Genomic DNA, 26,210 nt, shown 5'->3' with positions numbered 1-26,210 from the left:
GTCGATGCAGGGGGTCGGCATTCGCCCTGACGGGCGAAGGCCGACCTACCGCACTCCGCTCCGCCGAACGTCATCAAAAACACTGTGCAGGACCGCTAGGCCGAGCCCGCCTCGCGGCTTCCGGTATCGACCGCGAAGTCGAGCTGGAGGCTGACCAGATCGATTCCCCGTTCGTCCGGCTCGCTCTCGGCCAGCAGGAACGGCCCGTAGTCCGCCCGCTCCGTGCGGGCGATCAGCACCACTCCCGCCGGGAGCACGATGACCTGCCACAGCACGTCCTCGTGTTCCCGGCTGGCGGTGACCGGATCGATGCCGCTGGCACCGTGGGCCGCCATGCGGGAGAAAGCGACCATCCCCGCTGCGTCGCGCATGGCCGGCCGGTACGAGGGATGCCGTGACAGGGCGGCATCGCCCATGCGGGGCGGCAGGTCCAGCGTGGCGATGATCCTTGGGCCGAACGGGGTGTCCCGCAGGCAGCCGTCGATCAGCACGGCCGGTGCGCCGAGATCGCGCATTATGGAGCGGCAATGGGCCAGCAGGGGACGCCATAGGGGCGGCGGATTGGAGACCAGGATCGGGATGCATCGAGCCATGGTTCGAAAGGTAAGGAGCGAGCGGGCGAAAATCGAGAGTTGTTGACACAGGTTCGCGAGCCGCCAAACATCGCACTCCCAATCCAATCCGGTTCCTGTACGTTCACATCATGGCCCGCATCCAGATCATCGCCCGAATCAACCTCGACGTCGTGGTCCGACTTGACGGCGCCGTTTCCAGCGGGGCACAGCTGAAGGGACAGTTCGATCAGGGCCGCCTCGGCGGCGGCGGATCGAACACCGGCGTGGCGCTCGCCTATGCCGGGCACGACGTGGCGCTGTTCGCCGATGTCGGCGGGGATGCCCTTGGATCGACCATGCTTGCCGAACTCTCCGGCCTGGGCATCGACGTCTCGAGCGTGCGGCGCCTCGCCGAACCGACGCCGCCGGTTCTTGTCCTGCTCGACCCGAACGGCGAGCGGACGATCATCCGGGGACGCCCCTCGGTGGTCCTGCCGCCGCTCTTGCCCGATCCGTCGGAGCTGTCGGATGTTCTCTACGTCAAGGCATACGCGCCGGAGGTGGCCGACCTGCTGCGCGACAGAATGGGGTCATCCCTGGTGGTCAGCCACGCGCCGCCCGCCGGAACGGCAGCTTGGCCGGCGCACGTGATGGTCGATTCTGCTGCCCACATGACCGCGGAAGCGTTGTCCGACCCCTATGGGGCGGCCAGGAGCCTCGCGGGGGAGGGACTGCGCTGGATGGTGGTAACCGACGGCTCCAGGGGGGCCACGGCCTTCGGTCCTTCCGGTCCGGTCCATGTTCCGGCCGAGCCCGCGGCCGTCGTGGACAGCACGGGCGCCGGCGACGTCTTCACCGCCGGGTTGATCCACGGGCTGGTCGGCGGTGCGTCGATCCGCGATGCCCTATCGATCGGAACCCGCTGGGCGGCGCTGACGGTCACGTCGCCGACATCCGTGCCGCCGCCTTCCCTCCGGGACCTGACCGGCTGCCCTTAAGCCCCGGCGAACTCGGTCTTGGGCACGCCCAGGACCTTCGCCAGCTGCTTCATCCGCATCTGGACGGCATCGCTGTCGGGGACGTCCTCGCTGCCTTCCGCGACCTCCAGGCGGACGGCGTCGGCGGTGATCTTCAGCCGCGCCGTATCCAGGATATCCGGCACGCTGCCGGAGAAACGGTGACCGAGCTGCATCGCGCGCCCGAGGATCTGGGCGCGACGCTGCACGGCCGCCGTCAGCAGCGACAGCGCGGGCTGAAGGCACGGATCGTCCGGTTTGCCGCCGTAACGGGCATGCAGGGTGGCGGCGATGAACACCCGCTCCGTGTGCGTGACGCCGATGAACGGGAAATGGACGATCCGTGCGAAGGACTGATGAGCCTTGACGTCCGCGTGGTCCGCCCAGGCCATGTCGGAAAGCGCGCAGGCCGCGAGTCGGAGGCGGCGTTCATCCGCCGTTTCGTCGGGGAACAGGGACTCCGTCCAGCGTACCAGCGCCGGCGCGAAGGCCGGGACCCGCGCGATCGGAAGGCCGAACGCCTGGGCGCCTTCGATCAGCGGATCGCGTCGCTGAAGGGCAGGGGGCAGCTGCGAGTAGAGCCACCCCTCGCGCAGGCCCAGCGCGGAGAAGACGACCCGTTCCGGCCGAAGGTTCTTCAGCAGCCTGTCCATCACCAGTGCTGCCGACGGAAGCGTTTTCGCGCGTCGGCCGGGCACGCCGGGAAGCGCTGAGATCTTTTCCGGCGTCATCTTCCAGACCGACTTGGCGAAACTCCTCAGGTCGTTCGCATCCACGTCGTAGCCGTGCGCCACCTTCAGGGGTGCGTTGACAGATTCCATGTGGGCGCGGGCCAGGGCGCGCCAGCCGCCGCCGACGGCGTAGAAAACCGGCTTGGTCAGCAGCGGCGGAAGCTGTTCTTTCATGACCTCGTCGATCCGCCGCTTGGCGCCATCCGCCGATTCTTCCAGCATGGCCTCGACCGGCAAGGCGCCCAACGGCAGGCTGACCGAGCGCTCGCCGACGTGGTCTTCCAGTGCTTCGGCTACCTCAAGGCTGCCGCCGCCCATGTCGCCGACCAGGCCCTTCGGCCGGTGGAAACCGGAGATGACTCCCAGCGTGGCGAAATGCGCCTCCTCCGATCCCGACAGAAGGCGCAGGTCACGACCCGTGCGCTTCCGGATGGCCTTGATCAGGGTCTCGCCGTTCGTGGCCCTGCGCACCGCCTCGGTCGCGATGATGTCGATGCGGGCGGCCCCCATGGCCTCCGCGATGGCGCAGAAACGATGGGCCGCCTGCACCGTGCAGGCCATCGGCCCCGAGGCAAGCTCGCCCGTCTTGTCCAGTCCGGAACCAAGGCCGCACAGGGACTTCTCGTTGAACCGGGGGAGAGGCGCCCTTCCCAGGTCGTTGTAGACCACCAGGCGGACGGAGTTGGAGCCGATATCGATGACGGCATGGTGGGTGTGGTCGGCGGCGAGGATTTCATCCGGATCAAGCTCCTGATGAAGGCCGGTCAGGTCGGCGCGCTGGCCGGTAGCGTCGAGCATCTGTCCCTCCGGTGTCGGGCTGGATCCATGACCCTTCAACTCCGGACCGGTCGCTTTGATCCCGGCGCCCGAAGATTAAGTCAAGAAAATGTCATCCAGCCCGGCCGGCTCCGGCCTGTTCCGATCAGGCCTTGATCAGGTTCAGATCCCGCAGAACCGCGACCTCGCTGGCCTGCTCGTCGAGCCGCGCCTTGACCGCGTCGCCGATCGAAACGACGCCGATCAGTTCGCCGGCCGTGTCGCAGACGGGCACATGGCGGTGGCGGCGGAGCGTCATCATCCTCATCAGGTCCTTGATCGTCTCCGTCGGCAGGCAGGTCTTGACCTCCTTGGTCATCAGGTCCTCGACGCGGAGACCCAATGCCGCGGTCCCGCGGTCGGCGATGGCACGGACGATGTCGCGCTCGGACAGGATGCCGGCGAGCTTGCCGCGGCGGTCGCGCACGACGACGGCGCCGATGCGCTTCTCCGTCAGCAGCTTCGACGCAGTCTCCAACGTCTCCGTCGGCAGGATCGAGACGATGGTGCGGCCTTTGGAATTCAGAAGATCGGAAACGGTGGTCATATCTTCCCCATGAGGTTGGCGGCGCGGGTGAACTGACCGCTGCACCTGGGGTTTGTCGGCCCGGTGCATTCAGTGTCGCATTCTTTGCATTCACCTGAAATGCAAAGCAGTGAACTGGGCTAATCCGATATGCCGGCCAGAAATGGGGCACCCACTGGGGCCTGTCACGTGTTAACCCATTGGGCGATTTTATCACTCAGGCGCACCGGACGGCAATTAACTTCTCGTGAAAGCCGTTCCTTTTATAACTAAATTTCTTCCGCGGTCCTCTCGTGACCATGCCGCCGCATCAGGGAACGTCGTTCCGCGTTGGTCAGTCGCGGTCCAGGGTCCGTGCTTCAGATACGATGCGTCAGGCTTCGGGCTCTGGTCCCCGTATGGAGCGGAGGATGCCGATGAAATTTTAGATCGTCTTATGGAAGAGACTCGCGTCCGGAATGCCCGTGATGATAAGCATTCTCCAGCTGCTTAGGGAGATGCGCGATGCTGACCAACCCGTTCATGCCCGATCCGGTCCAGGACCTGATGGTTTCGACCCTTCAGGAGTTTCAGAAGATACTGGGTAAGGGGGTCGCGGGTACGCCGATCCAGGTAGGCGACACGACGCTGGTCCCGATCTATGTCACGACTTTCGGGGTCGGCGCCGGCGGGGGATCAATCTTCGGCGAGGCCTGCGGTGGCGGTGGCGGCGGTGGCGTGGTTCCCTGCGCGGTGATCGTCGTTCGTCCGGACGGGGTGGAGATCCAGCATCTGCAGTCCGAATTCGTGTCTTCGGCGACCAAGGCCCATTCCGACGTCGCGAGCGAGTTGAGCAACGCCTATCGCCGGGACAAGTCATCTACCGCCGCGACCCAGCCGACCGCGGAGCCGGTGCCGGTCGCGGTACCGGCTCCCGCTTCGGCGGCGCCGGCGTCCACGGTGGTCGCCGTCGCCCCGCTGGATTGAGGATCGCCGTTACTTCGTGGAGCTTGTCGTCGTCGATGCCGTCTGGCCGAACATGATCTTCTTGGCTTCCTCGGTCATGGTCGGCTGGCTGTTGATCTCGGCGGCGCGGTCATAGGCACGGACGACTGCCGGCCGCTCCCGGATGGTTTCGAACCAGCGCTTCAGGTTCGGGAAGTCGTTCAAATCCTGCTGCTGGCGCTCGTAGGGAACGATCCACGGATAAGCCGCCATGTCGGCGATGGAGTAGTCGCCCGCGACGAACTGCCGGTCGGCCAGACGCCGGTCCAGCACGCCATACAGACGGTTCGTCTCCTTGACGTAGCGATCCATGGCGTACGGGATGCGTTCCGGCGCGTACTGCACGAAATGGTGGTTCTGGCCCGCCATGGGTCCCAGCCCGCCCATCTGCCACATCAGCCATTGCAGCACCTCGGCCCGGGCCCGTGGCTCCCGGGGCAGGAATTCTCCGGTCTTCTCGGCCAGATAGATCAGGATCGCCCCGGACTCGAAGACGGAGATCGGTTCACCGCCGCCGGCCGGATCGTTGTCCACGATCGCCGGAATGCGGTTGTTCGGGGCGATCTTCAGGAATTCCGGCTTGAACTGGTCGCCGGCGCTGATGTTGACCGGGACGATCCGGTAGGGGAGACCGGTCTCCTCCAGGAACATCGTGACTTTGTGGCCGTTGGGGGTCGTCCAGTAATGCAGATCGATCATGTCGATGGCCTTCCGAAGATGGGGTGCGGCGCCTGTTGTGGACTGATCGTTCCATAACATGTCCCGCCGCCCCCGGCAACCATCGACAGGCCGTTCCGTTCCAGGAGTCGGTCGTCACGGCCCGGGTCAGGCGGCAAGCTCCTTCTCGAACAGGCGTTCCACCTGCGCCCTGGTCTCGGTGTCGAACCTGAACTGGATACGGACCAGTCCGTCATGCTCCTCGACGATACGGCCGGCGATCCGATGCCCGGTGAAGACCAGCGTCAAGGCCGTGCCGATCGGCCAGCTGCCGTCGACCCGAACCGCGGAACCGCCGCTGGAGATGTCGACCATCCGCCCGGCGATCGACTGGTTCCCGATGACGACCGAGATCGGGGCGTCGTGCGGCCGCCGCTCGTAGGTGCGGCGTTCCCCGGCGCTGGCCATGGCCGACAGGAACTGGTCGACCTCGCCGCGCAGCGTCTCCGCCTGGAGCGACAGTTCGGACGCCGCCGACAGGAGTTCGGTCGCCGCGGCCCTGGTGAAATCGGTCGTATCCTTGACCATGCCGATGCTGCCGGACGCATGCATGCTCTTGTCCGCAGCTTCCTTGACGTTGCGGCTGATCTCCGACGTAGAGGCGTCCTGCTCCGTCACCGCGGCGGCGATCATGCCGGAGCTCTCGTCGATGGCGCCGATCGTCCGGGAGATCTCTCCGATCAGGCCGGCGACGCCGTTGGCCGATTCGACGACCGCGCTGACCCTGGCCGTCACTTCCTCGGTCGCCTTGGAAGTCTGGGTCGCCAGGTTCTTGACCTCGCCCGCGACGACGGCGAACCCTTTCCCCGCCTCGCCGGCGCGGGCCGCCTCGATCGTCGCGTTGAGGGCCAGGAGATTGGTCTGCGACGCGATGTCCTGGATGAATTGGACGATCTGCGTAACGCCTGCGGCGACGCTCGTCAGTTGGCGGGTGGTGGATTCGGCGCGTCCGGCCTGCTCGACCGCAGCCCTCGTCGTCAGAGTCGTGCGTTCGACCTGCACGCCGATCTCGCTGCTGGCTCCCGCCAGTTCATCCGCCGCGGCCGAGACGAGTTCGGCGTTGCGCGCCGCGGCATCCGCGCTCTCCGCCGCCTGCACCGCTTGCTCCGATGCCCGCTCCGCCTCCGCGTTCAGGGATCCTGCCGTTGCCTGCAACTGGGTCGCGGCGGCGGCCACCGCCCTCAGCTGGCCGGATATGGCTGATTGGAAGTCATGGGTCAGGGCCTCCAGCGCATCCTGGCGCCGCGTCCGGTTAGCCTGCTGCCGGGCCTGTTCCGCCTCGAGTTCCCGGTTACGGCGTGCCGCGTCGCGAAACACCTCGGTGGCGGATGCCATTGCGCCGACCTCGTCGCGCCGACCCACGCCGGGAACGGCGCAGTCCAGGTCGCCCTGGGCGAGCCGCTGCATCGCCTGCGTCAAGCCGAGCAGCGGCACGAGGACGCCGCGCCGGACCACCAGGAGAACGGCAAGCGCCGCCCCACCGAACAGCAGGGCCGTGATCAGCAGGGTCCAGAACTGGGACGATTGGAAACCGCCGATACGGGCCTCCAGCAGCCGTTCCAGTTCGGACGAAGCGGCTTGGTAGAAGTCGTTCCATTTGGCGATCAGGGCTTCCACCGCCGCCGGATCCGGCGTGCCGCGCTCGATCGAGCCCAGCAGTGCGGCCAATTCGCCGATCAGGGCGCGCGCAGGTCCGTCGAGCGAAGCCTTGACCGATCCGTCCGCGCTGCCGCTGTAGGCCGAGGCGAGCGATGACTCGAGGCCATCGGTCACCGTCTTCAACCCGCCCAGTTCGACGTAGAAGGCGACCCGCTCGTCCGGGTCCAGCGCGCCGTCGGCGAAGGTCCGGCGGGCCAGCGTCACCATGGCGACCAACCGGTCGAGCGCCTCGGGCAGCTTCACCAGCATGAGGTCCATGACATAGAAGGAGTCGAGATCCGGATCGAGGATCAGGTTGCTCTTGTCGCCGACCCGGGCGGTCAGCGCCCTCAATGCCGCTCGCGCCTCGTCGAGGCCGTCCCCCGTCTCTGCCGCGGACCGTAAGGCCGTCATCGCCGCGCGTGTCAGTTCGGCGCTTTCCATTCCCTCGCCGAAGCTCCGCTCCGCCGACTCCAATGCCGCGATGCCGCCTTCGGCCGGCTTGCCGCGCCGGAGTTCCGCAAGAGCCAAATCCCTGTGAACCGCGGCGACCTGCCTGAGCTGGAACGTTCCGGCCAATTCCTTTTCGCTGAACCGGATCGTCGTGTTCTGATTGCCGACAAGCGCCGTCAGCACGAAGCCCACCGGAGCCAGGAACAACAGCGCCGCGATCGCCAAACGCTGGGCGATGCCAAGGGAACGGAACATCAACCTCTCCAACAACCGTGGGTTAACTTACCGAAAGAGTTACCATGAACGTAGAGTTAAATGAAGGTTTTATGGAGCATATTTCCGGCGTAGACAGTTGGGACTATCCTGCAGGTTAATAGTCCGGCCGGAAAACAAGCCGCACCGGTCTGTTCTCGAAATCCTTGTGATTTCATTGCTCATGAAATCTTATTTTATTGCCGAGAGATCGCGGCATGGACGGGTGCTGTCGCTTGGCCAAGCAACCGGAACCGTTCGGCCCGCGTTCTTTGCCCGACAAGCGACATGATGATCGATCAAGGAGACCGATATGCCGATCCGTTCCATTTCCCTGGCGTCGATGCAGGTGCCGATCCTGGGGCAGGGCACCTGGGGGATGGGCGAGGACCGGCGTCAGCGTGACCGCGAGGTACGTTCACTCCGGCTGGGCCTGGATCTCGGCATGAGTTTGATCGACACGGCGGAAATGTATGGCGAAGGCGGGGCGGAGGAGGTCGTCGGCGAGGCCATCGCGGGGCGCCGGGACGAGTGTTTCCTGGTCAGCAAGGTCTATCCGCACAATGCCGGCCGGCGCAGTGCAGTCGAGGCGTGCGAGCGCAGCCTGAAACGCCTCGGAACCGACCGCATGGAGCTTTACCTGCTTCACTGGCGCGGCGGCATCCCCCTGGCCGAGACGGTCGAAACGTTCGAGCGGCTGAAGGAGCAGGGCAAGATCCGCGCCTGGGGCGTCAGCAACCTGGACCCCGACGACATGGCCGAACTGATGGAGGTTCCCGGCGGCGAAGCATGCGCCGTCAACCAGGTCCTCTACAATCTCACGCGCAGGGGCATCGAATGGGATCTGCTTCCCTGGTGCGTCCAGCGCTCCATCCCCGTCATGGCCTACAGCCCCATCGAGCAGGGGCGCATGCCGGCGAAGGGCGCGTTGCGGACGATCGCCGATCGTCTCGGCGCCACCCTGTTCCAGGTGGCGCTTGCCTGGGTGCTTCGGCACGAAGGCGTCGTCGCCATCCCGAAGGCCAGCGATCCGGACCATGTGAAGGCCAATCGCGCCGCGGCGGACCTGGTTCTGAGCGAGGAGGATCTGGTGGCCCTCGACCGGGTCTTTCCGCCGCCGACCGGACCACGGTCGCTGGAGATGCTGTGATCCAGCCGTTCCGGCGTGGGGCGCCAGTGGTCCGGCACATGGTTTCTATTGATTTACCGTAGGTCGGCCTCGGCCGAAGGCCGACGCCGACAGCGTGGCCGGAGCGTTGGTGCAGGGTGTCGGCGTTCGCCCTGACGGGCGAAGGCCGACCTACCGCACTCCGCTCCGCCGAATGTCATGAAGAACACTGTACGGGACCACTAGATCGCGGTGGACCGTATCCGGTAGTGGTACCGGTAAGCTTCCCGGAAACCTGTAGCCTCGTACAGATTGAGCGCCCGTTCGTTGGACGCGGTGACCTGCAGATAGGCGCGTTCGGCGTTCCGTGCGGCGCCCCAGGCCAGAAGGGCCTCGACCATCCGGCGGGCGATCCCGCGGCGTCGAAACTCGGGCACCGTCACGATGTCGAACAGACCGACCATGCCGCGTTCGGCCACCGCCAAGCCATAGCCTGCCGCCCGCCCCCCGTCGAGAACGGTGGCGAAGGCGGCCGGCAGCAGGATGGAGCCGAGCATGCGGTCGTGGATCTCCCTCATGGTCGGGCTGATGCCGTTGGCCGAGGCGAAGCCTTCGCTCCAGGACGTGTCCGGGGAACAGGTGATCACCACCTCCGGATCGGCAGGCCTCCTGTCGCCCAGCGCCGCGGTCATGACCAGTGTCTCGTCAATCCGCCGGTAACCGACGCGGTGAAGGGTGTCGTCCGGTTCGTCCCCGGCCAGGGGTGACAGCCGGAAGATCACCGGCAGGCGCTGCCGCGGGTACAGGTCCTCGGCCAGACCCAACGTGTCGCGGAACCGGCCGGCGGGTTGCAGCGCGTTGACGGAGTTGGCCCGCTTGGTCAATCCTCGGGAGAAACGGAACAGCCAGCCATCGCATTGGACGGACGCGAGCGCCGGCCAGGCGTTGAAGGCGCGTTCCTCGATGCCGCGCACCTTGGTCAATCCGTCATCCATTCCCGTCTCCGTCCATTTGCCGTACCGGGTGAGACTATCCTCACTATCCGGCCGGAGACAAAACGGTTCCGGCAAGCGTTATCCCGTCAACCAGCACCCGACAGGACCGAGAGGTAGCAAGCCACATGTCCGACAGTTCAGCGCCGCAATCTCGTCAGGCGACCGCTTCCCGGCTCAAGGGACGGCATGCCCTCATCACCGGAGCATCCCGGGGCATCGGCAGCGCCGTCGCCGTCCGCTATGCAGAAGAGGGCGCCGCCGTGGCGATCAACTACGCCGGATCGGAGGATGCGGCCAACGAGACCCTGGAGCGCGCCCGCGACGCTTCCGTTCAGGCTGGTTTCCAGGAGGCCGCCGCCCGCCACAGGATCATCCAGGCCGACGTCGGCGACGAGCGCGCGGCCCTGGCGATGGTGGACGATGTCCTTGCCGGCTGGGGCCGTCTCGACATCCTGGTGAACAATGCCGGCGTCCAGTCGGAAGCCGAGAGCCATGATTACACCATGGAAGAATTCCACAGGATCCTGAGCATCAATCTGACGGGCGCCCTGGTGTGCTCGCAGGCGGCGATCAGGCACTTCCTGTCCCGGCCGGGCGGCGGGACCATCGTGAACTGCTCCAGCGTCCACCAGCTCGTCCCCAAGCCGGGCTTCATCGCCTATTCGATCTCCAAGGGAGGCATGGGCAACATGACCCGGACCCTGGCGCTCGAATATGCCGACCGCGGCATCCGGGTCAACGCGGTGGCTCCGGGCGCCATCCTGACCGACATCAACAACGCCTGGCGCAACGACGAGGAGGCCCGCGACAACGTGGAGTCCCACATCCCCATGGGCCGTGCCGGCTCACCGGAGGAGATGGCGTCGGTCTTCGCGTTCCTCGCGTCGGACGAGGCGTCCTACATCACCGGCCAGACCATCTATGCCTGCGGCGGCCTGACCCTGTTCGGCGACTTCAAGCAGAACTGGGCTTCCTAAGCGGAAGCTTCCTCCTTACCGGGTGGCGTTGCGGGCGGCCAGCGCGAGGCCGCTCGCGACCGAGGTCAACTCGCCGCCGGTCTTCAGCTTGCCCTCGCCGAACCGGTCGGCGAACAGCCTGCGGATCACCGGGATGAACGATGATCCGCCGGTCAGGAATACCCGGTCCACCCCGGCCGCGCCGACGCCGGTACGCGCCATCAGGTCATCGACGCAGGCGGCGATGGCTTCCGTTTCCGGCCTCACCCATTCCTCGAACTCGGCTCGGCGGATCGGCGTTTTGATGACCGTACCGGGCAGGGCGAACCGGAACAGGGTCCGGGGCTCCGCCGACAGGGCGACCTTGGCCTGCTCCACCGCGCGGTGCAGATGGAAGCCCAGGCCCTCCTCGATCACGGTGATCAGGGCGCGGACCCGCTCCGGCTCCTCCGCGGTGCGCAGGATGTCGGCGAGCATCCGCCGGGTCTGGCCGGTGTTCAGGAACGACAGCAGATGCCAGCGGCGCATGTATTCGAAGGGCCACACCGGCATCGGCAGCATCTGCCCGTCCATCGCCCGGTAGCGCGTTCCCTTGCCCAGATGCGGCGTCACGCAGTGCTCGACGATCCTGCTGTCGAAGCTGTCCCCGGCGATCCCGACGCCGCCCACGCCCAGGATGTCGCCGGCGCGGTCTTCCCCGGCTTCCGCCCGCCCACGGGCCTTGGGGCCGACCCGCAGCAGGCAGAAATCGCTCGTGCCGCCGCCGAAATCGGCGATCAGCACCGTCTCGTCGCGGTCGAGGCCGCTTTCGTAATGATAGGCGGCGGCGACCGGCTCCAGCTCGAACCTGATGTCGGTCATGCCGGCCCGGGCGAAGGCGTCGCGCAGCCGCTCCAGCGCCAGCGCCTCGGCATCCTCGCCTGCCTCGCCCACGAAGTGCGCCGGCCGTCCGACGACGACGGTTGCGGGCAGGGGGCCGGCGGAGGCTTCGGCCTTCGCCTTCAGGTCCTTCAGGATCAGCGATACGAGCGGCTCGATGCCGAACTGCTTGCCCAGGATGCTGGTGCCGGTGAAGTCCTTCGCGGCCAGGTAGGATTTCACCGACTGGACGAACCGGCCTTCGCCGTCGCTTTCCAGATAGGCATCGATCGCTTCGGGACCGGCCCAGTGGACCAGCGTCGATCCCAGCCGGTCTTCTTGCTTCTCGAAGAACAGGACCGAGCGGAAGGTGTCGAATGTCCGGCCGGCTGCCGCCAGCGGCACCAGCCGCGACGGGCCGGACGCCTCCGCCACGGCGACCGCGCTGTTGGTGGTGCCGAAATCGATGCCGACGTAGGTCAACGGTCAAACCCTGGGGTGACGGGGAGGAAACCCGCCGGCGGAGCGGTCAGAAATAGCGCGCGAGGTTGGCGCGGATCCGCTCCAGGACCGGCGTCGGGTCATCGGGAATGGGGAAATCCGTCCCGGTGATCCGCTGGAAGACGTCGATATAGAGGGCCGCCGCCTGGAGCACAACCTCGTCCGGGATTTCCGGGATCGGGTCCTTGTACGGATCGCAGCGCGCGGTCACCCAGGTGCGGACGAAGTCCTTGTCGAAGCTTTCCGGCCGTTCGCCCGCCGCGACCCGCCGCCCGTAGCTTTCGCCGAACCAGTAGCGGCTGCTGTCGGGGGTGTGGATCTCGTCCGCCAGGATGATCCTGCCGTCGCCGTCGAACCCGAACTCGTACTTGGTATCGACCAGGATCAGGCCCTGCCGCGCCGCGATCTCGCGCCCGCGGTCGAACAGCGCCAGCGCCAAGCCCGATACCTCGTCCCACTGCGCCTGGGTCAGCAGCCTGCGTCCCGTGATCTCCGCCGGCGTCAGCGGCTCGTCGTGGCCGGCGTCGAACGCCTTCGTGGTCGGGGTGATGATGGTGTCCGGCAGCTTCTGGTGCTCGGTCATGCCGTCCGGCAGACGGATACCGTACATGTCGCGCTGCCCGGCCTTGTACATCGACCAGATCGACGTGCTGGTCGTGCCGGTGAGATAGTCGCGGACGACGATCTCGACGGGCATGATTTCCAGCCGGCGGCATACGACGACATTGGGATCGGGGTAGTCGATGACGTGGTTGGGGCAGACGTCGGCCGTCCGCTCGAACCAGAAGCGGGCGATCTGGGTCAGCGCCTCCCCCTTGAACGGCACGGCGGTCAGGATGCGGTCGAACGCGCTCAGCCGGTCGGTGGCGATGATGATGCGCCGTCCGTCGGGCAGATCGTAGTTGTCGCGGACCTTGCCCCGGTAATGGCCTGGCAGTTCGGGGATCGTCGCGTCGCGCAGCACGTTGCTCAGATGCGCTTGGGAAATCGTCTTGGTCACCACAGGGCCCCGATCGGGAAATGAGGCGCTCATCATAGCCCGGCGGGTTCGTCGCGCCTACCGCGCCGTTTGCACCCCTGTTGCCCGTGGCATCGAAGGATCGGTTCCGCTAAACCAATGCCCCGAAACAGGGAGACCCGACATATGACCGACTGCTACTGCAAATCCGGCCGCGCCTTCGACGACTGCTGCGGCCCCTATCTTGCCGGCACGGACTCGCCGCCCACGGCCGAAGCCCTGATGCGCTCGCGCTACTCCGCCTTCGCGACGGCCAACGTCGATTATCTGGAAAGCTCCCTGCTGCCGGAGACCCGCGGCGACTTCAGCCGGGCCGACACCGAGCAGTGGGCGAAGGGCAGCGAGTGGACCGGGCTGGAAGTGCGCTCGACGACCGACGGCGGCAAGGACGACTCCGAAGGGTTCGTCGAATTCGTGGCCCACTTCACGATGCAGGGAAAGCCCCATGTGCATCACGAGACCGGCCGCTTCGCCCGGCGCGACGACCGCTGGTACTATGTCGACGGCATCATGGGCCCGCGACCCCGTGTCGCGTCAAAGATCGGGCGGAACGACCCGTGCCCCTGCGGCAGCGGCAAGAAATACAAGAAATGCCACGGAGCGGCGGCATAGATGTTCAGGCGGTACAAGGTCCACTTCTCGCAGCCGGCGCCGGCGCGATCCCGCGGGCGCCAGGAACGCGACGTAAACGTAGAAATTCTTAAGGAGTTTCTGTCAGGCAATGGCCTAGTGGGGGAACTCGACCGGGTTCTCCCCTCTTCGGCTTTCGGTATCCTGGAAGTGAGCTGCACGCCGCTGCTGGCCGAGCGGCTGAGCGACATGCCGGAGGTCGAGGTCGTTCTGGAAGCCTGAGCACAGGAGCACCACGCGTGACCGACAGCAGCGCCGTCCAACACTCCGGCAGCCCCGAAGCGGCAGCCGATTCGGCATCCAAACTGCCTCTTTTCTACCGCAGGCCCGTCCCGCTCGACCGCAACCGCCACGGAGCGGCCCGCCTGCGTGCGTCGTCGGATCTCGGCTTCGCGGCCGAGGCCAACAGCCTCCCCGTGATGATCGAGGAGTTCGCCCTGTCGGCGCGAGACTACCCGATCCTGTTCACGGACGGCCCCGTCTGCATGCCGATCGTCCTGCTGGGATTGCGCGACCGGCAGAACCTGTTCCTGCGCGAGCAGGACGGCCGGCCGGCGTGGCGGGCGGACACCTATGTGCCCGCCTATGTCAGGCGCTACCCGCTGGTCCTGATGGAAACCGCGAAGCCCGGCGAGTTCACCGTCTGCATCGACGAGGCGGGGGAATTCCCGGACGGCCCGCCGATCTTCGAGGCGGGCGGCGAGCTTTCGAAAGCCGGCCAGGAGGCCATGGAGTTCTGTCGGGCCTACCAGAACCAGATCGCCGACACCCGGCAGTTCGCCGAGGCTCTCAGGAGCCATGACCTGCTGGACCGCTATACGGCGGAAATCAAGCTGAACGGCGGGGAGGTGTTCAACCTGACCGGATTCCTGGGAATCAATCCTGGGAAATTCGATGCCCTGCCGGACGACGTGTATCTGGACTTCCGCCGGAAGGGTTGGATCGGCCTGATCCACCTCCAGATCGCGTCTTCGCTGAATTGGCAGCGGCTGATGGCGCTGGCGTCGGGACTCTGACGGTTTCGGGATCGGACGGCTGGCCCGGAGGCTTCCGTCCGATCCCCGCCGGTCAGCGCCCGCCGGTCAGCGTTGGGCGAAGGCCTTCTCGATGACGAAGGTGCCCGGCTTGTTGTTGGCGCCCATCTCGAAACCGAGCTCTTCCATGTACCGGGTCAGCTCGGAAGTCATGTGCGGGTTGCCGCAGATCATGACGCGGTCGCCCGCGGGGTCGAGCGGCGTCAGGCCGAGGTCCTGGTACACCTTGCCGGATCGCAGAAGATCGGTGATCCGGCCTTCGTTGCGGAATGCCTCCCGCGTCACGGTCGGATAGTAGACCAGCTTCTCGGCGGCGAGTTCGCCGATATATTCGTTCTCGCGAAGGATCTCCAGCGCCTTCTCCCCGCACTCCAGCTCCGCCTTGTGGCGCACGGTGTGGGTGATGACGATCCGGTCGAACCGGTCATAGACGGTCGGGTCCTTGGCGATCGACAGGAAAGGCGCCAGGCCGGTGCCGGTGGACAGCAGCCACAGGGTCTTGCCGGGCAGCAGATTGTGCAGCAGCAGGGTTCCGGTGGCTTTCCGGTTGATCAGGATGGTGTCGCCCGGCTTGACGTGTTGCAGGCGGCTGGTCAGGGGACCGTTGGGAACCTTGATCGACAGGAACTCCAACTGCTCCTCGTAGGGGGAGCTGACCACGCTGTAGGCGCGCAGCAGCGGACGCCCGTCGACTTCGAGGCCCATCATGGCGAACTCGCCGCTGTCGAAACGGAAGCCGGGATCGCGTGTGGTTTTCAGGCTGAACAGGCTGTCGGTCCAGTGGTGGACCTCTAGGACCGTCTCTCTCAGAATATTGGACATCGCGTCTTATCTGGCTGTCACCGGGGTTGCCGTCATATATGTACAAACGCAGCGCACCGCACAACAATATTTTCCGCGGCAGGGCGCCGCAGATGGTCCCTGTATGACATGGCTGGTATGTAATTAAGCCGCTGCGGGATGAGCTCCGAGGGGATGCCCACGCTCCTCAAGATAGGCTCGGCAGCCGGTCGCGCCACGCCCGACAACAGTCGTAAGTCCAATGAACGCTGGCCCCGCGGCTCCATCGGGTTGTTATGCAAAGTCGTTTCGCCCAGGGTATAATTGCAAGGCAGCTAAGCGATCAGGATGGATGGTAGTTCGTTGAAACACGACTTGGCGGTGGAAATCGATTTCCTGCCGGCCAGTCGCATGCCCGGCCTGGAGGCCGCCTGGACGGACTTGGAGCCGCGGGCCGACGGCTCGTTCTTCCTGTCTTGGCACTGGATCGGCTGCTGGCTGGACCAACTGCCGGAATGGGCCAAGCCCCATGTGCTGGTGGCGAAGCGGGCCGGGCAGGTCGTGGGGCTGGCGATCCTGTGCCGGCGGACGGTCTGGCGCTACGGCGTGGTGCGGACACCGTCCTGGCTGCTCCACGAGACCGGCGATCGTGGGATCGATAACCTGACGATCGAGTACAACGGGATCCTTGCCGACCGGTCCTGCGCCGACGAGGTGACCTCGGCCTGCCTGCTCTGGATGGCGCGCAATCTTCCCGGCTGCGACGAACTGGTGCTGGCGGGCCTGGACCAGCGGACGGAGGGGGCCGTGCGCTCCCTGGCGGACCAGCTCGGATACCGCCTCCAGGTGCGCCGCTCGGACTCGGCCAAGTGGGTCGATCTGGGCGCCGTGCGCAAGCGGGGAGGGAATTACCGCGCCGGCCTCGGCAAGAGCACCCGCGCCGGCGTCAACCGGGCCATCCGGCTGTACGAGGCGCGCGGCGGCATCGACTTCCAGGTGGCCTCTGACGAGGGCCAAGCCCTGGCCTTCTTCGACGGGCTCGAAACGCTCCACCGCCAAGTCTGGGCCGCGCGGGGAAAGACCGACGCCTTCAGCAATCCCATGTTCGGCACGTTCCATCGCGAGCTGATCCGGCGCGGCATCCATTCCGGCGTGGTGAGACTATGCCGCGCCGCGGCCGGCGGCGCGGATTTCGGCTATCTCTACAATTTCGTCTGGCGTGGCACGGTGCTGAACTACCAAAGCGGCTTCGCCTACGAGTCCGACAACAAGTTGAAGCCCGGCCTCGTCAGCCATGTCCTGGCCATCGAGGACGCCCTGGACCGGGGCGAGGCCGCTTACGACTTCATGGCGGGGTCCTCGGGACACAAGGCCCACCTGTCCAATGCCCAGGCGCCCATGACCTGGGTCTCCATCGGGCCCGACCGGCTGGGCCGGAAGGTCGAAGCCGGCCTCGGCCGCATCGACAGATCGCTCCGGTCGCTGCGCCGCCGGCTTCTGAAGCCGAGGGCAGCACCAGGCAATCCATGACTTGCCGCTCGATACGCTACGTCCGGCCGCGGATCGCGTGATAAATCCGGCGGATGGGGCCTCTCAAGGGCTCCGGCACCCGGGACAGGCGGGCGGCCAAGCCGGCTTTCCGGGTCTTCGCCATCGCCCGCCGGTAATCATAGGAAACCCGGCGTACCTGGAGGGTCCGGGTCGCGGGGTCGACCAGCATGAAGCTGGCCCGGCGATCGGAACTCCGCGGCTGGCCGACAGTCCCGGGGTTGACGAGAAAGAACGATCCGTCCCGGATGACCGCCCCGTCGCCCTGGTGGGCGGTCACCGCATTCTCCCGCTTCTCAAAGATCCCGATGCGGTGGGTGTGGCCGAAGGCGCAGATCCGGGCACCCGACGGGTGCGCTTCCAGCGCCGCGAAGCTCAGCGCGCGTCGCTCGTCGGTGTCCAGCCTTACCAGCTCGCATCCGGTGTCGGGGTGGAGCGCACCGTGGACGGCTACCAGTCCGGGGCCGCCCTCCTCGGCGAGGTCGAGCTTGAGGGGAAGGTCCCGCAGCCAGTCCAGGTCGCCGGGGCCGAGCCGCATCCTGGTCCACTCGACCGCGCGGGCGGCCAGGGGGTTGAAGCCTTCGGTCGTGATCTGCCCGGTCACCGCACGGTCGTGATTCCCGGCGACGCAGACGGCGCCGGCTTCCCTCAGCAGGTCGATGCATCCGGCCGGATCGGCATTGTAGCCGACGATGTCGCCCAGGCAGAGGATACGCGCGACCCGCTCGGTCCGGATCGCCGCGAGCGTCGCTTCGAGGGCTTCCAGGTTTGCATGGATGTCCGAGATGACGGCGATCATCGCCAGCGCGCCGGCAGTACGCGCGACACCGTCTTGCGCAGGAACGGCATGGGATCGCGCAAGGTTATGGATTTGGCCTCGCACCGGATCATCCAGGGCCACCACTCCGCCATGGGCACCCCGCTTTCACGTGCCGCCAGCTTGTCCCTGGTGATGTTGCACCAGGAGGCTCCCGCCCGGGCGCGCGGCACCGCGGGGCGGCGCAGGCCCAGCAGGTCGCCGTAGACCAGGGCAGGGAGGTTGACCCCGGCGACCGCCCCGACATAGTGCCACAGGTTGAAACGGGGATTGACCTCCAGCAGGTGCAGCGTGCCGTCCGGTGCGCGCTTGAAGTCGAACTTGGCGACTCCGGTCAGTGCCAGCTTGTCGACCATCTCCCGTCCCAGCGCCCTGACGTCCGCCTCGTCGGTTATCGTCAGGGCCGTGCTGTGGCCGAGAGCTTCGGGATAGGTCCTGATCTTGCGCCCGGTATACTCGCCGACCACGCTGCCGGCGGTGTCGACGTAGCAGTGGTAGCTCTCGATCCGGGTTTCCGGACCGGGGATCATCTCCTGGGCGAGCAGGTCCATTCCGCCGGCGACCAGGTCGGGCCACAAAGCCTGGAGTTCCCCGGGACTGTCGATCCGCAACGCCTTGCCGGCCCCCCCGATGGCACCCCATGCGATGTAGCGGGTCAGCGGCTTGACGATGATCGGAAAGCGCAGGTCGATGTCCGACGGCACCACGTCCGGCGCCCCGACGGAAAAATCGATCCGGCGGGTCCGTGGAACCGGCAGCCGCAGGCGCTCCGCCAGGATCTGGAACCGGGCCTTGTCCACCAGATCCTCGACCAGGCCGGCTTCCGGCACGACGAACTTGAACGAACCGGCCAGCCGGTCGCGGTGCCTCGACACCATCAGCAGCTGGGCGTCCTGCTGATAGTAGAGCACCGGCGGTTCCGGCTGGCGGGAGGCGAACCCGACCAGAAGGTCGATCAGCTCGGCGTGGCCGTTCTCGAAGTCGTCCCAGAAAATGGCCTGCCGCGTGTAGCGCGAATGAAGGGCCGGGTCGCCGGGTCCTGTCACCAGCGCGCAGCCGATGCCGCCCATGCCCAGGGCGCGCACCATGTTCATGTCGCCCATGACGCAGGCCAGGGCCCGCTTGTCCGGTTTCTCGCTCATGCAACTTCACTCATGCAGATAAGGGGTCCCTCATGCATTGGCCGCGACGGCGAAGACGAGCAGAGTCGAGATCGCGTTGAAGCATCCATGCAGCAGGATGCAGGGGATCAGCGAACCGCTCCGCTCATAGACCCAGGCTAGCACCAGACCGACCAGGAACGTTCCGGGCAATAGGATCAGGCTTCCGTGCAACATGGCGAACACCATGGCGCTCACCAGCGCCGACAGGAGCGGGCCGGCATGGTGGCGGAGCCAGCCATAGAGCACCGCCCTCAAGGCCAGTTCCTCGGCGAAGGGGGCAAGCACGGAGGTCGCGAGCAGGATGCCGACCATGGCGGTCCAGTCGCCCGGCTCCGGCATGATCAGCGCGATCTGCGGATTGTCGAACGGCTCGCCGAGGCCCAGCGAAATCAGGACGTTGGTCAGGATGACCAAGACCTGGACCAGCAAGGCCAAGGGGACGATCCTGCGGTACCAGCGTCCGCCGGCGGGCACGAAGCCCAGTGCGTGCCAGGGCGTCCGTCGCCAAGCGACCGCGATCAGCCAGATTATCGCCACCAGGGCCACGTTCTGGCCGATCAGGAAGGATATCACCAAGCCGCTGGTGATCTCCCGAGGGGTCAGGAACAGCCGGAGGGCCAACAGCGCGCCGATCGCCAGGGCCACGATGATAACCAGGTCCGCCAACCGCAAGGGCAGGTCCGCCCAGGGATGACGGACCGGCGGATCGGAGTCGGGTTCCATCGGTCCGGTCGCGGTCATGGGGCGGCCCGATCCTGCAGGCCGGGTGCCGTCAATTGCTCCGCACCCTGCTGCGGGCGGGGGCCGCGATGACTATCGTGGTGGAGGGTGTCGGCTCGGGCATTCGTCGCATCGCCTCGGCATGAAGCCTGCCCAACGGTCGAAACCTTTTCTTTGTTCCGGACGCCCCCGGCCACCCAGGTCTGCGGCTTCCAAAAATGCATTTTCACTGTTCCTCAATATTGAAAACATCATTTTGAAGGTTTACGCTCCGGGATCTCGAAGGCGAACGCCACGCGCAGAATGAGGACGCCATGACTCCCGACCAGCAGCAGAAGATCCGAGACAGCATAGACCGGCGGCACAAGGCCCAGACCGAGTTTCTTGCCGAACTGGTCAAGGTGCCGTCGGACAATCCGCCGGGTGACTGCGCCGCCCACGCCGCGCGTTCCGCCGAACTGCTGGAGGGGATGGGCTTCACCGTCGAGCGGCATGTGGTGCCCGAGGCCACAGTCAAGGCCAACGGCATGATCAGCGCCACGAACCTCGTGATCCGGCGGAAGTTTGGTCCGGGGCCGGTGGTGGCGTTGAATGCCCATGGCGACGTGGTTCCGCCGGGCGAGGGCTGGTCGACCGATCCCTATGGCGCGGAGATCCGCGACGGCGTCATGTACGGGCGGGGCGTCGCCGTCTCCAAGTCCGACTTCGCGACCTACGCCTTCGCCCTGAAGGCCCTGGAGGAAAGCGGGCTGCCGCTGGCCGGCACCGTCGAGCTGCACCTGACCTACGACGAGGAGGCCGGCGGCCTGATCGGTCCGGGCTGGCTGCTGGAGCAGGGGATCAGCAAGCCTGACTTCGCGATCAGCGCCGGCTTCTCCTATAACGTCGTCGTCGCGCACAACGGTTGCCTGCACCTGGAAGTGCGGGTCGAAGGCAAGTCGGCCCATGCCGCTCGGCCCGATACCGGTGTGGATGCGCTCCGGGCCGCCAACCGGTTGTTGACCGCGCTCTATGCCCTCAACGACGATTTCGGGAGCACCAGGTCGGAAGTGGATGGCATCGACCATCCGACCCTGGTGGTCGGGTTGATCAGCGGCGGCATCAATACCAACGTCGTGCCCGACGTGGTGACGCTCCGGATAGACCGCCGCATGATCCCGGAGGAGAACCCGGAACAGGTGGAGGCCGACATGCGTGCCTTCATCGAGAGGACCTGCGCCGAAACCCCAGGGATCCGGGTCGCCATCCGCCGGATCCTGCTCGCCCGGCCGCTTACCCCGCTGCCGGGTCATGAGAAGCTGGCGGCGCTGATCCAGCACCACGCGCGCGACATCATCGGCGAGGAAATCCCGGCGAACGGCGTGCCGCTCTACACCGATGCGCGGCTGTACAGCGCGGCAGGCATTCCCACCGTGCTGTACGGCGCGGGTCCGCGCTCGCTGCTGGATGCCAACGGGCATCGGGCGGACGAGAAGCTGGTGCTGGAAGACCTGCGCAAGGCGACGCAGGTGATAGCCCTGACCCTGGCCGACCTGCTGGCCGCCTGATCCGCCCGGGCGGAGCCGCGCTCGGCTCCGCCCGCCGTCGTCACTTCCGCCACAGCTTGGTCAGCCACGGGCGCCGAGCGTCTTCCAACTCGGAGCGCAAGTGCCTGAGCGTGGATTCAAGCCGCTCGACTTCGATCTGGTGGCGGTCGGCGTCCGCCACCCGCTGATCGTTCGCTTCGTCCAGGCGCTGGGTGAGGCTTCCGACCTCCTGGCGCAGGCGGTCGATCTCCGCCCGCAGACGGTCGCGTTCGATGGTCTCTCCCGTCTGCTGGGCGATGGAAGTCGCGCCGATCGACGCGGCGGAACCGCCGGCCTTGGCTTTACGGATAGCTATGGTCGCCTCCCCTACCTGCGGATGCTGAACACCTCAACGTTCCGTTGGGTTCAAACTATCCCGCGCGGACTGCCCTCATCAACATCCATCGGCGTCGGAGAAGCCGACCGTCGCGCCGGTACCATGTTCGATGCGGCGCAAACGGGAACAGGTACGGAAGGATACGGCCCCTGGCCGTTCCCGTGGTCCGAACCCATAATAGGAGTGTTCGTCGGTGCCGGCCACCCTGGGTGCCGGGCCCATCCAATTGCGAGGCACAATTGAGCAACAGTCAGCCGAACGCCACGCCATCGGTCCTGGTCGTCGAGGACGAGCTTCTGGTCGCGATGGTGGTCGAGAATATCCTGGAGGACCTGGGAGCCGGTCTCGTCGGTCCGGCCACCACGGTCGGGCAGGCGATCGGACTGGTAGAGGCCGGCGGCTTCGGCGGTGCGCTCCTGGACGTCAGCCTGGGAGGCGAGCGGATCGATGCCGTCGCGGATGCCCTCGCCGCGAAGGGCATCCCGTTCATCTTCACCACGGGGCACGGCGCGGATGCCTTGCCGGAGGAGCACCGGGAACGTCCGATCCTTACCAAGCCCTTCAGTGACGAGGATCTGGCCGAGGCCTTGCGGCTGCACGTCCTCGGCCGATGACTGTCAGCTCAGCCCTGTCACCGGCACCGCTGCACCATGGACGGCACGGGCGGCGTCGGACGCCAGGAACAGGATCACGGCGGCCAGATCGGCCGGGGCGACCCAGCGCGACGGGTCGGCCTTGGGCATGCCGGCCCGGTTCTCCGGGGTATCGATGATTGTGGGCAGCACGCAGTTGACGTTGATGCCGCGCTCGCGCAATTCAGCCGCCATGGATTCGGTCAGCCGGATCACCGCGCCTTTGGCCGCGCAGTAGGCGCCCATTCCGGCCACGCCCTGCTGGGCCGCCTTGGCTCCCACGTTGACGACCTTTCCGCCTCCCGCCCTCAGCATGTGGGGTACGACCGCTCCGGCGGCATGGATCAGCGAGCGCGCGTTGATGTCCATAAGGAAGTCCCATGTGGCGCCGTCGGTCTCGTGGACCGGATCGCCCATGCGGAACCCACCCGCGATGTTGCACAGGACGTCGATCCGGCCGAACCGATCCACGACCTGCCGAACGGCGCCCTCAACCGCGTTCCGGTCCAGCAGGTCGACCTGGATCGTCAACCGGGTGTCGCTTGCATCCGAGAAGACCTTGTCGAGCATGCCTCCGTCGTGGTCAAGCAGCGCCAACCGGGCGCCGCGCTCGGCGAAGGCGGCCGCAGCGGCTCGGCCCAGGTTTCCGGCCGCGCCGGTGATGACGACGGTGCGGTTCTCGAAGTCCATCCTGACCACCTGTCGATCCTCAAGCTGTCTGTCTCAAGCCACCCGCCGCCGGGCCGCGTGGTAGGCGCCGGTACCCTTGTCCAGGACGTCGTCGCCCGGATCGATCGTTCCCGGCTCCAGGTCGGGCAAAGCCGCCACCCGTCGATAGATCGGCCCGAAATCGATATCGGCCAGGGCCAGCAGTTCATCGAAGCTGTCGATGACGAAGTAAGTTTCCTGGAAATCGTCGATCCTGTACAGCGTCCGCATGACCCGCTCCAGGTCGAAGCGAATGCGGTTGGGCGACGGATCGTTGAGCGCGAAGATGGTTTCCGTATAGGACGAGGCGATACCCGAACCATAGATCCGGAGGTCATCCCCGCTCCGGATCAGGCCGAACTCCACGGTGTACCAGTAGACCCGTGCCAGGTTGGCCAGAACTCCCATGCCCTGCGCCCGCAGGCCACCCTTGCCATAGGCTTCCATGTAGTCGGCGAACACCGGGTGGACCAGCATGGGCACATGCCCGAAAACGTCGTGGAAGACGTCGGGCTCTTCCAGGTAGTCGAGTTGGTCGGGCCTGCGGATGAACTGCCCGGCCGGGAACCGGCGGTTGGCCAGGTGATCGAAGAACACCCCGTCAGGCACCAGGCCTGGTACCGCCACCACCCGCCAGCCCGTCCGCTTCTCCAGCACCTCGCTGAGGCGGCGGAAATCGGGGATACGGTCGGTATCCATCCCCAGGTCGCGCATGCCTTCGATGAATTCGGCGCAGGCCCTGCCGGGCAGCAGCTTGCTCTGCCGCTCGTACAGGGTCTTCCAGACCGCGTGTTCCTCAGCGGCGTAGGACTCCCATCCCTGGTCGATGGTCCAGTCCCCGCTGGCCGGAGGCTTGCCATCTCCGGCTGCCGCGCCGTGCTTGGTCGACTCCATCGTCTCCTCCCCTGTTCGGCCCCTGCCGGGCGTTGGGTACAGGATAGTCCGATGTCCAGGTCCCTCGCTGCCCGGTTCAGCCACAACACATCGGTCATGGTCATATTGTGCCTGCCTGGGGCTCCAGGCAGGGGGATTCCGCCGAAAAGATAACCCGGCAGCGCTGATCGACCGGTGGGCGCTACGTCGCTTTGCCGGTGCCGCGATGCTTCGCCGTCTTCTCGGCGACGTCGGCCGGCTGTCCCGAGAACTGCTTGCCCTTGCGCATGTCCGTGCGTTTCTTCGCGGTAGTGCGCCGGTACTCCTCCTGGCTCAGGGAGTCGCGCGCCTCCTTCGGCAGGTAACGTTCGCCGGTCTCGGTGCTCTTCGCGCCCGACCGGGTTCCCCACTCCTCCTCGGTCCACTGGCGAAGGCTGTTGTCCTTCTTCTTGCCGCCCTCGTAGCCGCCGCCCCGACGCTTGTACTCCTGAACGGCGAACTGCGCCTTGCGGGCCGACCATTGCCCGGCATGGCCGCCTTTTTCGCCGGCGGTCACCTCCTGCTTCACCTTCTCCCAAAGCTTGGGGTCGGTCCGTTTCGCAGTGCTCGCCATGCCTACGCCCTATCGTGATTGCACCATCGCGATCGCGTGTCCCGGGGAATCACGCCTCCTCGACGCTGCAATCAAGTCTAAGGCTGCCTGCCGTGTTGGCCACCGCCGAGAGGCAGATTTCCGCCCGGGCGGGCGGAATGGCGACCGCGAAGCGAGTCATGTAGCGGTCACCGCCGGAACCCGGGATCGTCTGCGCCTCGAGCCGAACGATGTTCGCGCCGTACTCCCGGAAAACCTCCGCCAGCCGGGCGATCAGCCCCAACTGGTCGCCGCCGCTCAGCTCGATGGTATGGGTGACGAGGCTTTCGGGTCCCGGCGTCGCTTCGTATTCGTATTCGGTGACATCCACCCGGGCTTCCGCCAGCTCGGGAAGGGCGGCCAGCTCGCGCTCCAGTTCCGCGGTCCCGAGATCGCCCGGAAGCTCGCAGACTGCGCTGAATTCCGCGCCCTGGCCCATCGCCGCGAAAGTCGTGTCCCGCAGGTTGATGCCGAGATCGTAGAGGCGGCCGGCGATGGCGGAAACCAGGCCGACACGGTCGGCCGCGAGTATCGAGACCAGCGCGAGCGATGGCTTTGCGGAGGGCATCCGTGACTCCCTTTCGGTTTTCTTCGTAATTCTTCCGAATGAACCTATAGGTGTCCCGACCGTTCCGTCAAACGGCCGAAATGGGCGCCTTGCCCGACAGAGTCCGCATACTTTCGGACTTGGCTATCCAGCACCCTTGCGCGCGGCGCTTTCCGGACCGATATATTGCACTGCAGCATCAGCCGAAAACCGGTTAACGGACCGTTTTCATTGCGCCATTTGTTTCATCGCCTCTCTCAATGCTGCTATGCAGCATATGCGTTGGCGAGGCCGGCGGTGCAAACATACCTTACTAAGCATCGGGCCGAACAAGAGCCACGCCCAGCCGGGGAGGGAAGACGCGCCACAGGGATGCGGCTTGCAATCTACTCCTGGCCATCGCGGGGCTCGATCGACCTCGCCGGCGCCAGTTACCGTCGGAGATCGAGTTATGAACCTCTTCAAGCATATCGGCCAGATCTGGAGCCAGTACCGCGCTTTCCGGTCCACCTATTCGGAACTGTCGCAGCTGTCCGATGCCGAACTCAAGGACATGGGTCTGTACCGCGGCGACATCGTGCGGATCGCCTACGACGCCGCCGAGACCAGACTGACGCCTGCGAAGGCCGCCAACAGCCAGGGTGGCGCGAAAGCCGCCGGCACGTTCGGCATCCTGCGTGAGAGCCACTGAGCCTCACGCCGCCAAAGCCTATCCAAGAAGAGCAAGTTACGGATATCCGGGAGAGAGGCGCCGTCCGCCCAGTCAAAAGGAACGGCACTATGTCGAGCATGAACGTCACTCAGCCCATCCACACCGGGTTCTTCCACGCTGCCCGCCGGATTCTGGCGAATACCGTCGCCGGGTGGTTCCATCGGGCCGAAGCGCACCTGGAGCAGCGTCGCCTGCAGGCCGAGCTGGACTCGCTTTCCCCCCGCGACCGCCAGGACGTCGATGTCACCAGCGGCAATCTTTCCTGGGCTGCCGCAGCGCTGGAAGGCCGCCATGGCCTCCGTGTCCACACCGGCGGCCTCAACAGCGTCGGAGCGCTGCGGGGCACTATCGGTAACTGAAGGGTTGGAACGTCCGGCCGCCGAGTCGGCC

29 protein-coding genes are annotated in these 26,210 nt (G+C 66.3%); 13 read left to right on the top strand and 16 right to left on the bottom strand.

The annotated features are described in order from the left end of the window. Window positions 1–95 precede the first annotated feature (95 nt). Window positions 96–593 (bottom strand): hypothetical protein, encoded by a 498-nt coding sequence (locus tag JL100_RS14270; protein WP_202680357.1) that lies wholly within the window; start codon window positions 591–593, stop codon window positions 96–98. Between the two features lie 110 nt (window positions 594–703). Between JL100_RS14270 and JL100_RS14265 the strand changes: the two genes are divergently transcribed. Beyond that, window positions 704–1,552 (top strand): carbohydrate kinase family protein, encoded by an 849-nt coding sequence (locus JL100_RS14265; protein ID WP_202680356.1) that lies wholly within the window; start codon window positions 704–706, stop codon window positions 1,550–1,552. Here the strand turns inward: JL100_RS14265 and JL100_RS14260 are convergent. After that, window positions 1,549–3,099, bottom strand: coding sequence for a Ppx/GppA phosphatase family protein (locus tag JL100_RS14260; protein ID WP_202680355.1), 1,551 nt, complete (start codon window positions 3,097–3,099; stop codon window positions 1,549–1,551). The two genes, JL100_RS14265 and JL100_RS14260, sit on opposite strands and share 4 nt — an antisense overlap. 124 nt (window positions 3,100–3,223) lie before the next feature. Beyond that, on the bottom strand, window positions 3,224–3,664 hold the full coding sequence (locus JL100_RS14255; RefSeq protein WP_202680354.1) for a CBS domain-containing protein: 441 nt from the start codon (window positions 3,662–3,664) through the stop codon (window positions 3,224–3,226). Window positions 3,665–4,147: 483 nt separating this feature from the next. Between JL100_RS14255 and JL100_RS14250 the strand changes: the two genes are divergently transcribed. Further along, window positions 4,148–4,609, top strand: a complete 462-nt coding sequence (locus JL100_RS14250; RefSeq protein WP_202680353.1) for a GerW family sporulation protein — start codon at window positions 4,148–4,150, stop codon at window positions 4,607–4,609. A 9-nt stretch (window positions 4,610–4,618) separates the two neighbouring features. On the opposite strand, the gene JL100_RS14245 is transcribed toward JL100_RS14250, so the two are convergent. Both JL100_RS14245 and JL100_RS14240 read right to left on the bottom strand, forming a co-directional pair. Continuing rightward, window positions 4,619–5,326 carry a glutathione S-transferase N-terminal domain-containing protein gene (locus JL100_RS14245; protein ID WP_202680352.1) on the bottom strand — a complete coding sequence of 236 codons (708 nt, stop codon included), beginning with the start codon at window positions 5,324–5,326 and terminating at the stop codon, window positions 4,619–4,621. A 126-nt stretch (window positions 5,327–5,452) separates the two neighbouring features. After that, window positions 5,453–7,690, bottom strand: a complete 2,238-nt coding sequence (locus tag JL100_RS14240) for a methyl-accepting chemotaxis protein (protein WP_202680351.1) — start codon at window positions 7,688–7,690, stop codon at window positions 5,453–5,455. Between the two features lie 310 nt (window positions 7,691–8,000). Here JL100_RS14240 and JL100_RS14235 point away from each other — a divergent pair, with 310 nt between their 5' ends. After that, entirely contained in the window at window positions 8,001–8,837 is an 837-nt protein-coding gene (locus JL100_RS14235) for an aldo/keto reductase (RefSeq protein WP_202680350.1), read from the top strand. A 200-nt stretch (window positions 8,838–9,037) separates the two neighbouring features. On the opposite strand, the gene JL100_RS14230 is transcribed toward JL100_RS14235, so the two are convergent. Further along, on the bottom strand, window positions 9,038–9,790 hold the full coding sequence (locus JL100_RS14230) for a GNAT family N-acetyltransferase (RefSeq protein ID WP_202680349.1): 753 nt from the start codon (window positions 9,788–9,790) through the stop codon (window positions 9,038–9,040). 125 nt (window positions 9,791–9,915) lie between these two features. Between JL100_RS14230 and JL100_RS14225 the strand changes: the two genes are divergently transcribed. Continuing rightward, a complete protein-coding gene (locus JL100_RS14225; RefSeq protein WP_202680348.1) occupies window positions 9,916–10,767 on the top strand; it encodes a glucose 1-dehydrogenase in 852 nt (283 codons plus the stop codon). Window positions 10,768–10,782: 15 nt separating this feature from the next. On the opposite strand, the gene JL100_RS14220 is transcribed toward JL100_RS14225, so the two are convergent. Both JL100_RS14220 and JL100_RS14215 read right to left on the bottom strand, forming a co-directional pair. After that, a complete protein-coding gene (locus JL100_RS14220; protein ID WP_211113057.1) occupies window positions 10,783–12,087 on the bottom strand; it encodes an Hsp70 family protein in 1,305 nt (434 codons plus the stop codon). A gap of 46 nt (window positions 12,088–12,133) precedes the next feature. Continuing rightward, complete coding sequence (locus JL100_RS14215) at window positions 12,134–13,105, bottom strand: phosphoribosylaminoimidazolesuccinocarboxamide synthase (protein WP_228421260.1); 972 nt, start codon at window positions 13,103–13,105, stop codon at window positions 12,134–12,136. A 144-nt stretch (window positions 13,106–13,249) separates the two neighbouring features. On the opposite strand from JL100_RS14215, the gene JL100_RS14210 reads away from it, so the two are divergent. The 3 genes from JL100_RS14210 to JL100_RS14200 are packed head-to-tail and all read left to right on the top strand — an operon-like array spanning window position 13,250 to window position 14,769. Beyond that, a complete protein-coding gene (locus tag JL100_RS14210) occupies window positions 13,250–13,735 on the top strand; it encodes a YchJ family protein (RefSeq protein ID WP_202680347.1) in 486 nt (161 codons plus the stop codon). Continuing rightward, on the top strand, window positions 13,736–13,975 hold the full coding sequence (locus JL100_RS14205) for a hypothetical protein (protein ID WP_158045623.1): 240 nt from the start codon (window positions 13,736–13,738) through the stop codon (window positions 13,973–13,975). A 17-nt stretch (window positions 13,976–13,992) separates the two neighbouring features. Further along, window positions 13,993–14,769, top strand: a complete 777-nt coding sequence (locus JL100_RS14200; RefSeq protein WP_202680346.1) for a SapC family protein — start codon at window positions 13,993–13,995, stop codon at window positions 14,767–14,769. A gap of 66 nt (window positions 14,770–14,835) precedes the next feature. Here the strand turns inward: JL100_RS14200 and JL100_RS14195 are convergent, their stop codons facing one another. Then, entirely contained in the window at window positions 14,836–15,609 is a 774-nt protein-coding gene (locus JL100_RS14195) for a ferredoxin--NADP reductase (protein ID WP_202680345.1), read from the bottom strand. Window positions 15,610–15,930: 321 nt separating this feature from the next. On the opposite strand from JL100_RS14195, the gene JL100_RS14190 reads away from it, so the two are divergent. Then, window positions 15,931–17,097 carry a GNAT family N-acetyltransferase gene (locus JL100_RS14190; RefSeq protein ID WP_202680344.1) on the top strand — a complete coding sequence of 389 codons (1,167 nt, stop codon included), beginning with the start codon at window positions 15,931–15,933 and terminating at the stop codon, window positions 17,095–17,097. A gap of 16 nt (window positions 17,098–17,113) precedes the next feature. On the opposite strand, the gene JL100_RS14185 is transcribed toward JL100_RS14190, so the two are convergent. The 3 genes from JL100_RS14185 to JL100_RS14175 are packed head-to-tail and all read right to left on the bottom strand — an operon-like array spanning window position 17,114 to window position 19,836. Next, the gene (locus JL100_RS14185) at window positions 17,114–17,914 is read right to left on the bottom strand and encodes a metallophosphoesterase family protein (RefSeq protein WP_202680343.1); all 801 of its coding nucleotides are present in this window, start codon (window positions 17,912–17,914) and stop codon (window positions 17,114–17,116) included. Continuing rightward, window positions 17,911–19,074, bottom strand: a complete 1,164-nt coding sequence (locus JL100_RS14180; protein WP_202680342.1) for a carboxylate--amine ligase — start codon at window positions 19,072–19,074, stop codon at window positions 17,911–17,913. Before JL100_RS14180 ends, JL100_RS14185 begins: the two co-directional genes overlap by 4 nt. Window positions 19,075–19,104: 30 nt before the next feature. Continuing rightward, window positions 19,105–19,836: a CPBP family intramembrane glutamic endopeptidase gene (locus JL100_RS14175; RefSeq protein WP_202680341.1), complete on the bottom strand. Its 732-nt coding sequence runs from the start codon at window positions 19,834–19,836 to the stop codon at window positions 19,105–19,107. A gap of 293 nt (window positions 19,837–20,129) precedes the next feature. On the opposite strand from JL100_RS14175, the gene JL100_RS14170 reads away from it, so the two are divergent. The 3 genes from JL100_RS14170 to JL100_RS14160 all read left to right on the top strand — a co-directional run bounded on the left by JL100_RS14170 (window position 20,130) and on the right by JL100_RS14160 (window position 22,331). Continuing rightward, window positions 20,130–21,362 carry an ArgE/DapE family deacylase gene (locus tag JL100_RS14170; protein ID WP_202680340.1) on the top strand — a complete coding sequence of 411 codons (1,233 nt, stop codon included), beginning with the start codon at window positions 20,130–20,132 and terminating at the stop codon, window positions 21,360–21,362. A 100-nt stretch (window positions 21,363–21,462) separates the two neighbouring features. Next, a complete protein-coding gene (locus JL100_RS14165; protein ID WP_202680339.1) occupies window positions 21,463–21,960 on the top strand; it encodes a hypothetical protein in 498 nt (165 codons plus the stop codon). Then, window positions 21,957–22,331: a response regulator gene (locus JL100_RS14160; RefSeq protein ID WP_202680338.1), complete on the top strand. Its 375-nt coding sequence runs from the start codon at window positions 21,957–21,959 to the stop codon at window positions 22,329–22,331. Before JL100_RS14165 ends, JL100_RS14160 begins: the two co-directional genes overlap by 4 nt. 3 nt (window positions 22,332–22,334) lie before the next feature. Here the strand turns inward: JL100_RS14160 and JL100_RS14155 are convergent, their stop codons facing one another. The 4 genes from JL100_RS14155 to JL100_RS14140 form a co-directional block, all read right to left on the bottom strand. Beyond that, window positions 22,335–23,039, bottom strand: coding sequence for an SDR family NAD(P)-dependent oxidoreductase (locus JL100_RS14155; protein ID WP_202680337.1), 705 nt, complete (start codon window positions 23,037–23,039; stop codon window positions 22,335–22,337). A gap of 33 nt (window positions 23,040–23,072) precedes the next feature. Further along, window positions 23,073–23,951, bottom strand: coding sequence for a phenylalanine 4-monooxygenase (gene phhA / locus JL100_RS14150; protein ID WP_202680336.1), 879 nt, complete (start codon window positions 23,949–23,951; stop codon window positions 23,073–23,075). 181 nt (window positions 23,952–24,132) lie between these two features. Further along, window positions 24,133–24,543, bottom strand: a complete 411-nt coding sequence (locus JL100_RS14145; protein ID WP_202680335.1) for a DUF5872 domain-containing protein — start codon at window positions 24,541–24,543, stop codon at window positions 24,133–24,135. A gap of 49 nt (window positions 24,544–24,592) precedes the next feature. Beyond that, the gene (locus JL100_RS14140) at window positions 24,593–25,129 is read right to left on the bottom strand and encodes a glycine cleavage system protein R (RefSeq protein ID WP_202680334.1); all 537 of its coding nucleotides are present in this window, start codon (window positions 25,127–25,129) and stop codon (window positions 24,593–24,595) included. Between the two features lie 430 nt (window positions 25,130–25,559). Between JL100_RS14140 and JL100_RS14135 the strand changes: the two genes are divergently transcribed. Together JL100_RS14135 and JL100_RS14130 are read left to right on the top strand one after the other, a co-directional pair. After that, window positions 25,560–25,799: a DUF1127 domain-containing protein gene (locus JL100_RS14135; RefSeq protein ID WP_202680333.1), complete on the top strand. Its 240-nt coding sequence runs from the start codon at window positions 25,560–25,562 to the stop codon at window positions 25,797–25,799. 89 nt (window positions 25,800–25,888) lie between these two features. Next, window positions 25,889–26,179, top strand: a complete 291-nt coding sequence (locus tag JL100_RS14130; protein ID WP_202680332.1) for a hypothetical protein — start codon at window positions 25,889–25,891, stop codon at window positions 26,177–26,179. The last annotated feature ends 31 nt before the right edge of the window (window positions 26,180–26,210 follow it).

Source organism: Skermanella mucosa, from assembly GCF_016765655.2.
GTDB lineage: Bacteria > Pseudomonadota > Alphaproteobacteria > Azospirillales > Azospirillaceae > Skermanella > Skermanella mucosa.
This window is presented reverse-complemented; position numbering and strand designations above follow the sequence as displayed.

What these genes read in the sequence shown, in the direction of transcription:
- JL100_RS14195 (WP_202680345.1), bottom strand. Translation starts at nt 15,609, where the DNA reads ATGTCCAATATTCTGAGAGAGACGGTCCTAGAGGTCCACCACTGGACC.
- JL100_RS14175 (WP_202680341.1), bottom strand. Translation starts at nt 19,836, where the DNA reads ATGACCGCGACCGGACCGATGGAACCCGACTCCGATCCGCCGGTCCGT.
- JL100_RS14135 (WP_202680333.1), top strand. Translation starts at nt 25,560, where the DNA reads ATGAACCTCTTCAAGCATATCGGCCAGATCTGGAGCCAGTACCGCGCT.
- JL100_RS14240 (WP_202680351.1), bottom strand. Translation starts at nt 7,690, where the DNA reads ATGTTCCGTTCCCTTGGCATCGCCCAGCGTTTGGCGATCGCGGCGCTG.
- JL100_RS14250 (WP_202680353.1), top strand. Translation starts at nt 4,148, where the DNA reads ATGCTGACCAACCCGTTCATGCCCGATCCGGTCCAGGACCTGATGGTT.
- JL100_RS14185 (WP_202680343.1), bottom strand. Translation starts at nt 17,914, where the DNA reads ATGATCGCCGTCATCTCGGACATCCATGCAAACCTGGAAGCCCTCGAA.
- JL100_RS14235 (WP_202680350.1), top strand. Translation starts at nt 8,001, where the DNA reads ATGCCGATCCGTTCCATTTCCCTGGCGTCGATGCAGGTGCCGATCCTG.
- JL100_RS14140 (WP_202680334.1), bottom strand. Translation starts at nt 25,129, where the DNA reads ATGCCCTCCGCAAAGCCATCGCTCGCGCTGGTCTCGATACTCGCGGCC.
- JL100_RS14265 (WP_202680356.1), top strand. Translation starts at nt 704, where the DNA reads ATGGCCCGCATCCAGATCATCGCCCGAATCAACCTCGACGTCGTGGTC.
- JL100_RS14170 (WP_202680340.1), top strand. Translation starts at nt 20,130, where the DNA reads ATGACTCCCGACCAGCAGCAGAAGATCCGAGACAGCATAGACCGGCGG.
- JL100_RS14230 (WP_202680349.1), bottom strand. Translation starts at nt 9,790, where the DNA reads ATGGATGACGGATTGACCAAGGTGCGCGGCATCGAGGAACGCGCCTTC.
- JL100_RS14205 (WP_158045623.1), top strand. Translation starts at nt 13,736, where the DNA reads ATGTTCAGGCGGTACAAGGTCCACTTCTCGCAGCCGGCGCCGGCGCGA.
- JL100_RS14210 (WP_202680347.1), top strand. Translation starts at nt 13,250, where the DNA reads ATGACCGACTGCTACTGCAAATCCGGCCGCGCCTTCGACGACTGCTGC.
- JL100_RS14130 (WP_202680332.1), top strand. Translation starts at nt 25,889, where the DNA reads ATGTCGAGCATGAACGTCACTCAGCCCATCCACACCGGGTTCTTCCAC.
- JL100_RS14155 (WP_202680337.1), bottom strand. Translation starts at nt 23,039, where the DNA reads ATGGACTTCGAGAACCGCACCGTCGTCATCACCGGCGCGGCCGGAAAC.
- JL100_RS14255 (WP_202680354.1), bottom strand. Translation starts at nt 3,664, where the DNA reads ATGACCACCGTTTCCGATCTTCTGAATTCCAAAGGCCGCACCATCGTC.
- phhA (WP_202680336.1), bottom strand. Translation starts at nt 23,951, where the DNA reads ATGGAGTCGACCAAGCACGGCGCGGCAGCCGGAGATGGCAAGCCTCCG.
- JL100_RS14225 (WP_202680348.1), top strand. Translation starts at nt 9,916, where the DNA reads ATGTCCGACAGTTCAGCGCCGCAATCTCGTCAGGCGACCGCTTCCCGG.
- JL100_RS14145 (WP_202680335.1), bottom strand. Translation starts at nt 24,543, where the DNA reads ATGGCGAGCACTGCGAAACGGACCGACCCCAAGCTTTGGGAGAAGGTG.
- JL100_RS14180 (WP_202680342.1), bottom strand. Translation starts at nt 19,074, where the DNA reads ATGAGCGAGAAACCGGACAAGCGGGCCCTGGCCTGCGTCATGGGCGAC.
- JL100_RS14245 (WP_202680352.1), bottom strand. Translation starts at nt 5,326, where the DNA reads ATGATCGATCTGCATTACTGGACGACCCCCAACGGCCACAAAGTCACG.
- JL100_RS14260 (WP_202680355.1), bottom strand. Translation starts at nt 3,099, where the DNA reads ATGCTCGACGCTACCGGCCAGCGCGCCGACCTGACCGGCCTTCATCAG.
- JL100_RS14270 (WP_202680357.1), bottom strand. Translation starts at nt 593, where the DNA reads ATGGCTCGATGCATCCCGATCCTGGTCTCCAATCCGCCGCCCCTATGG.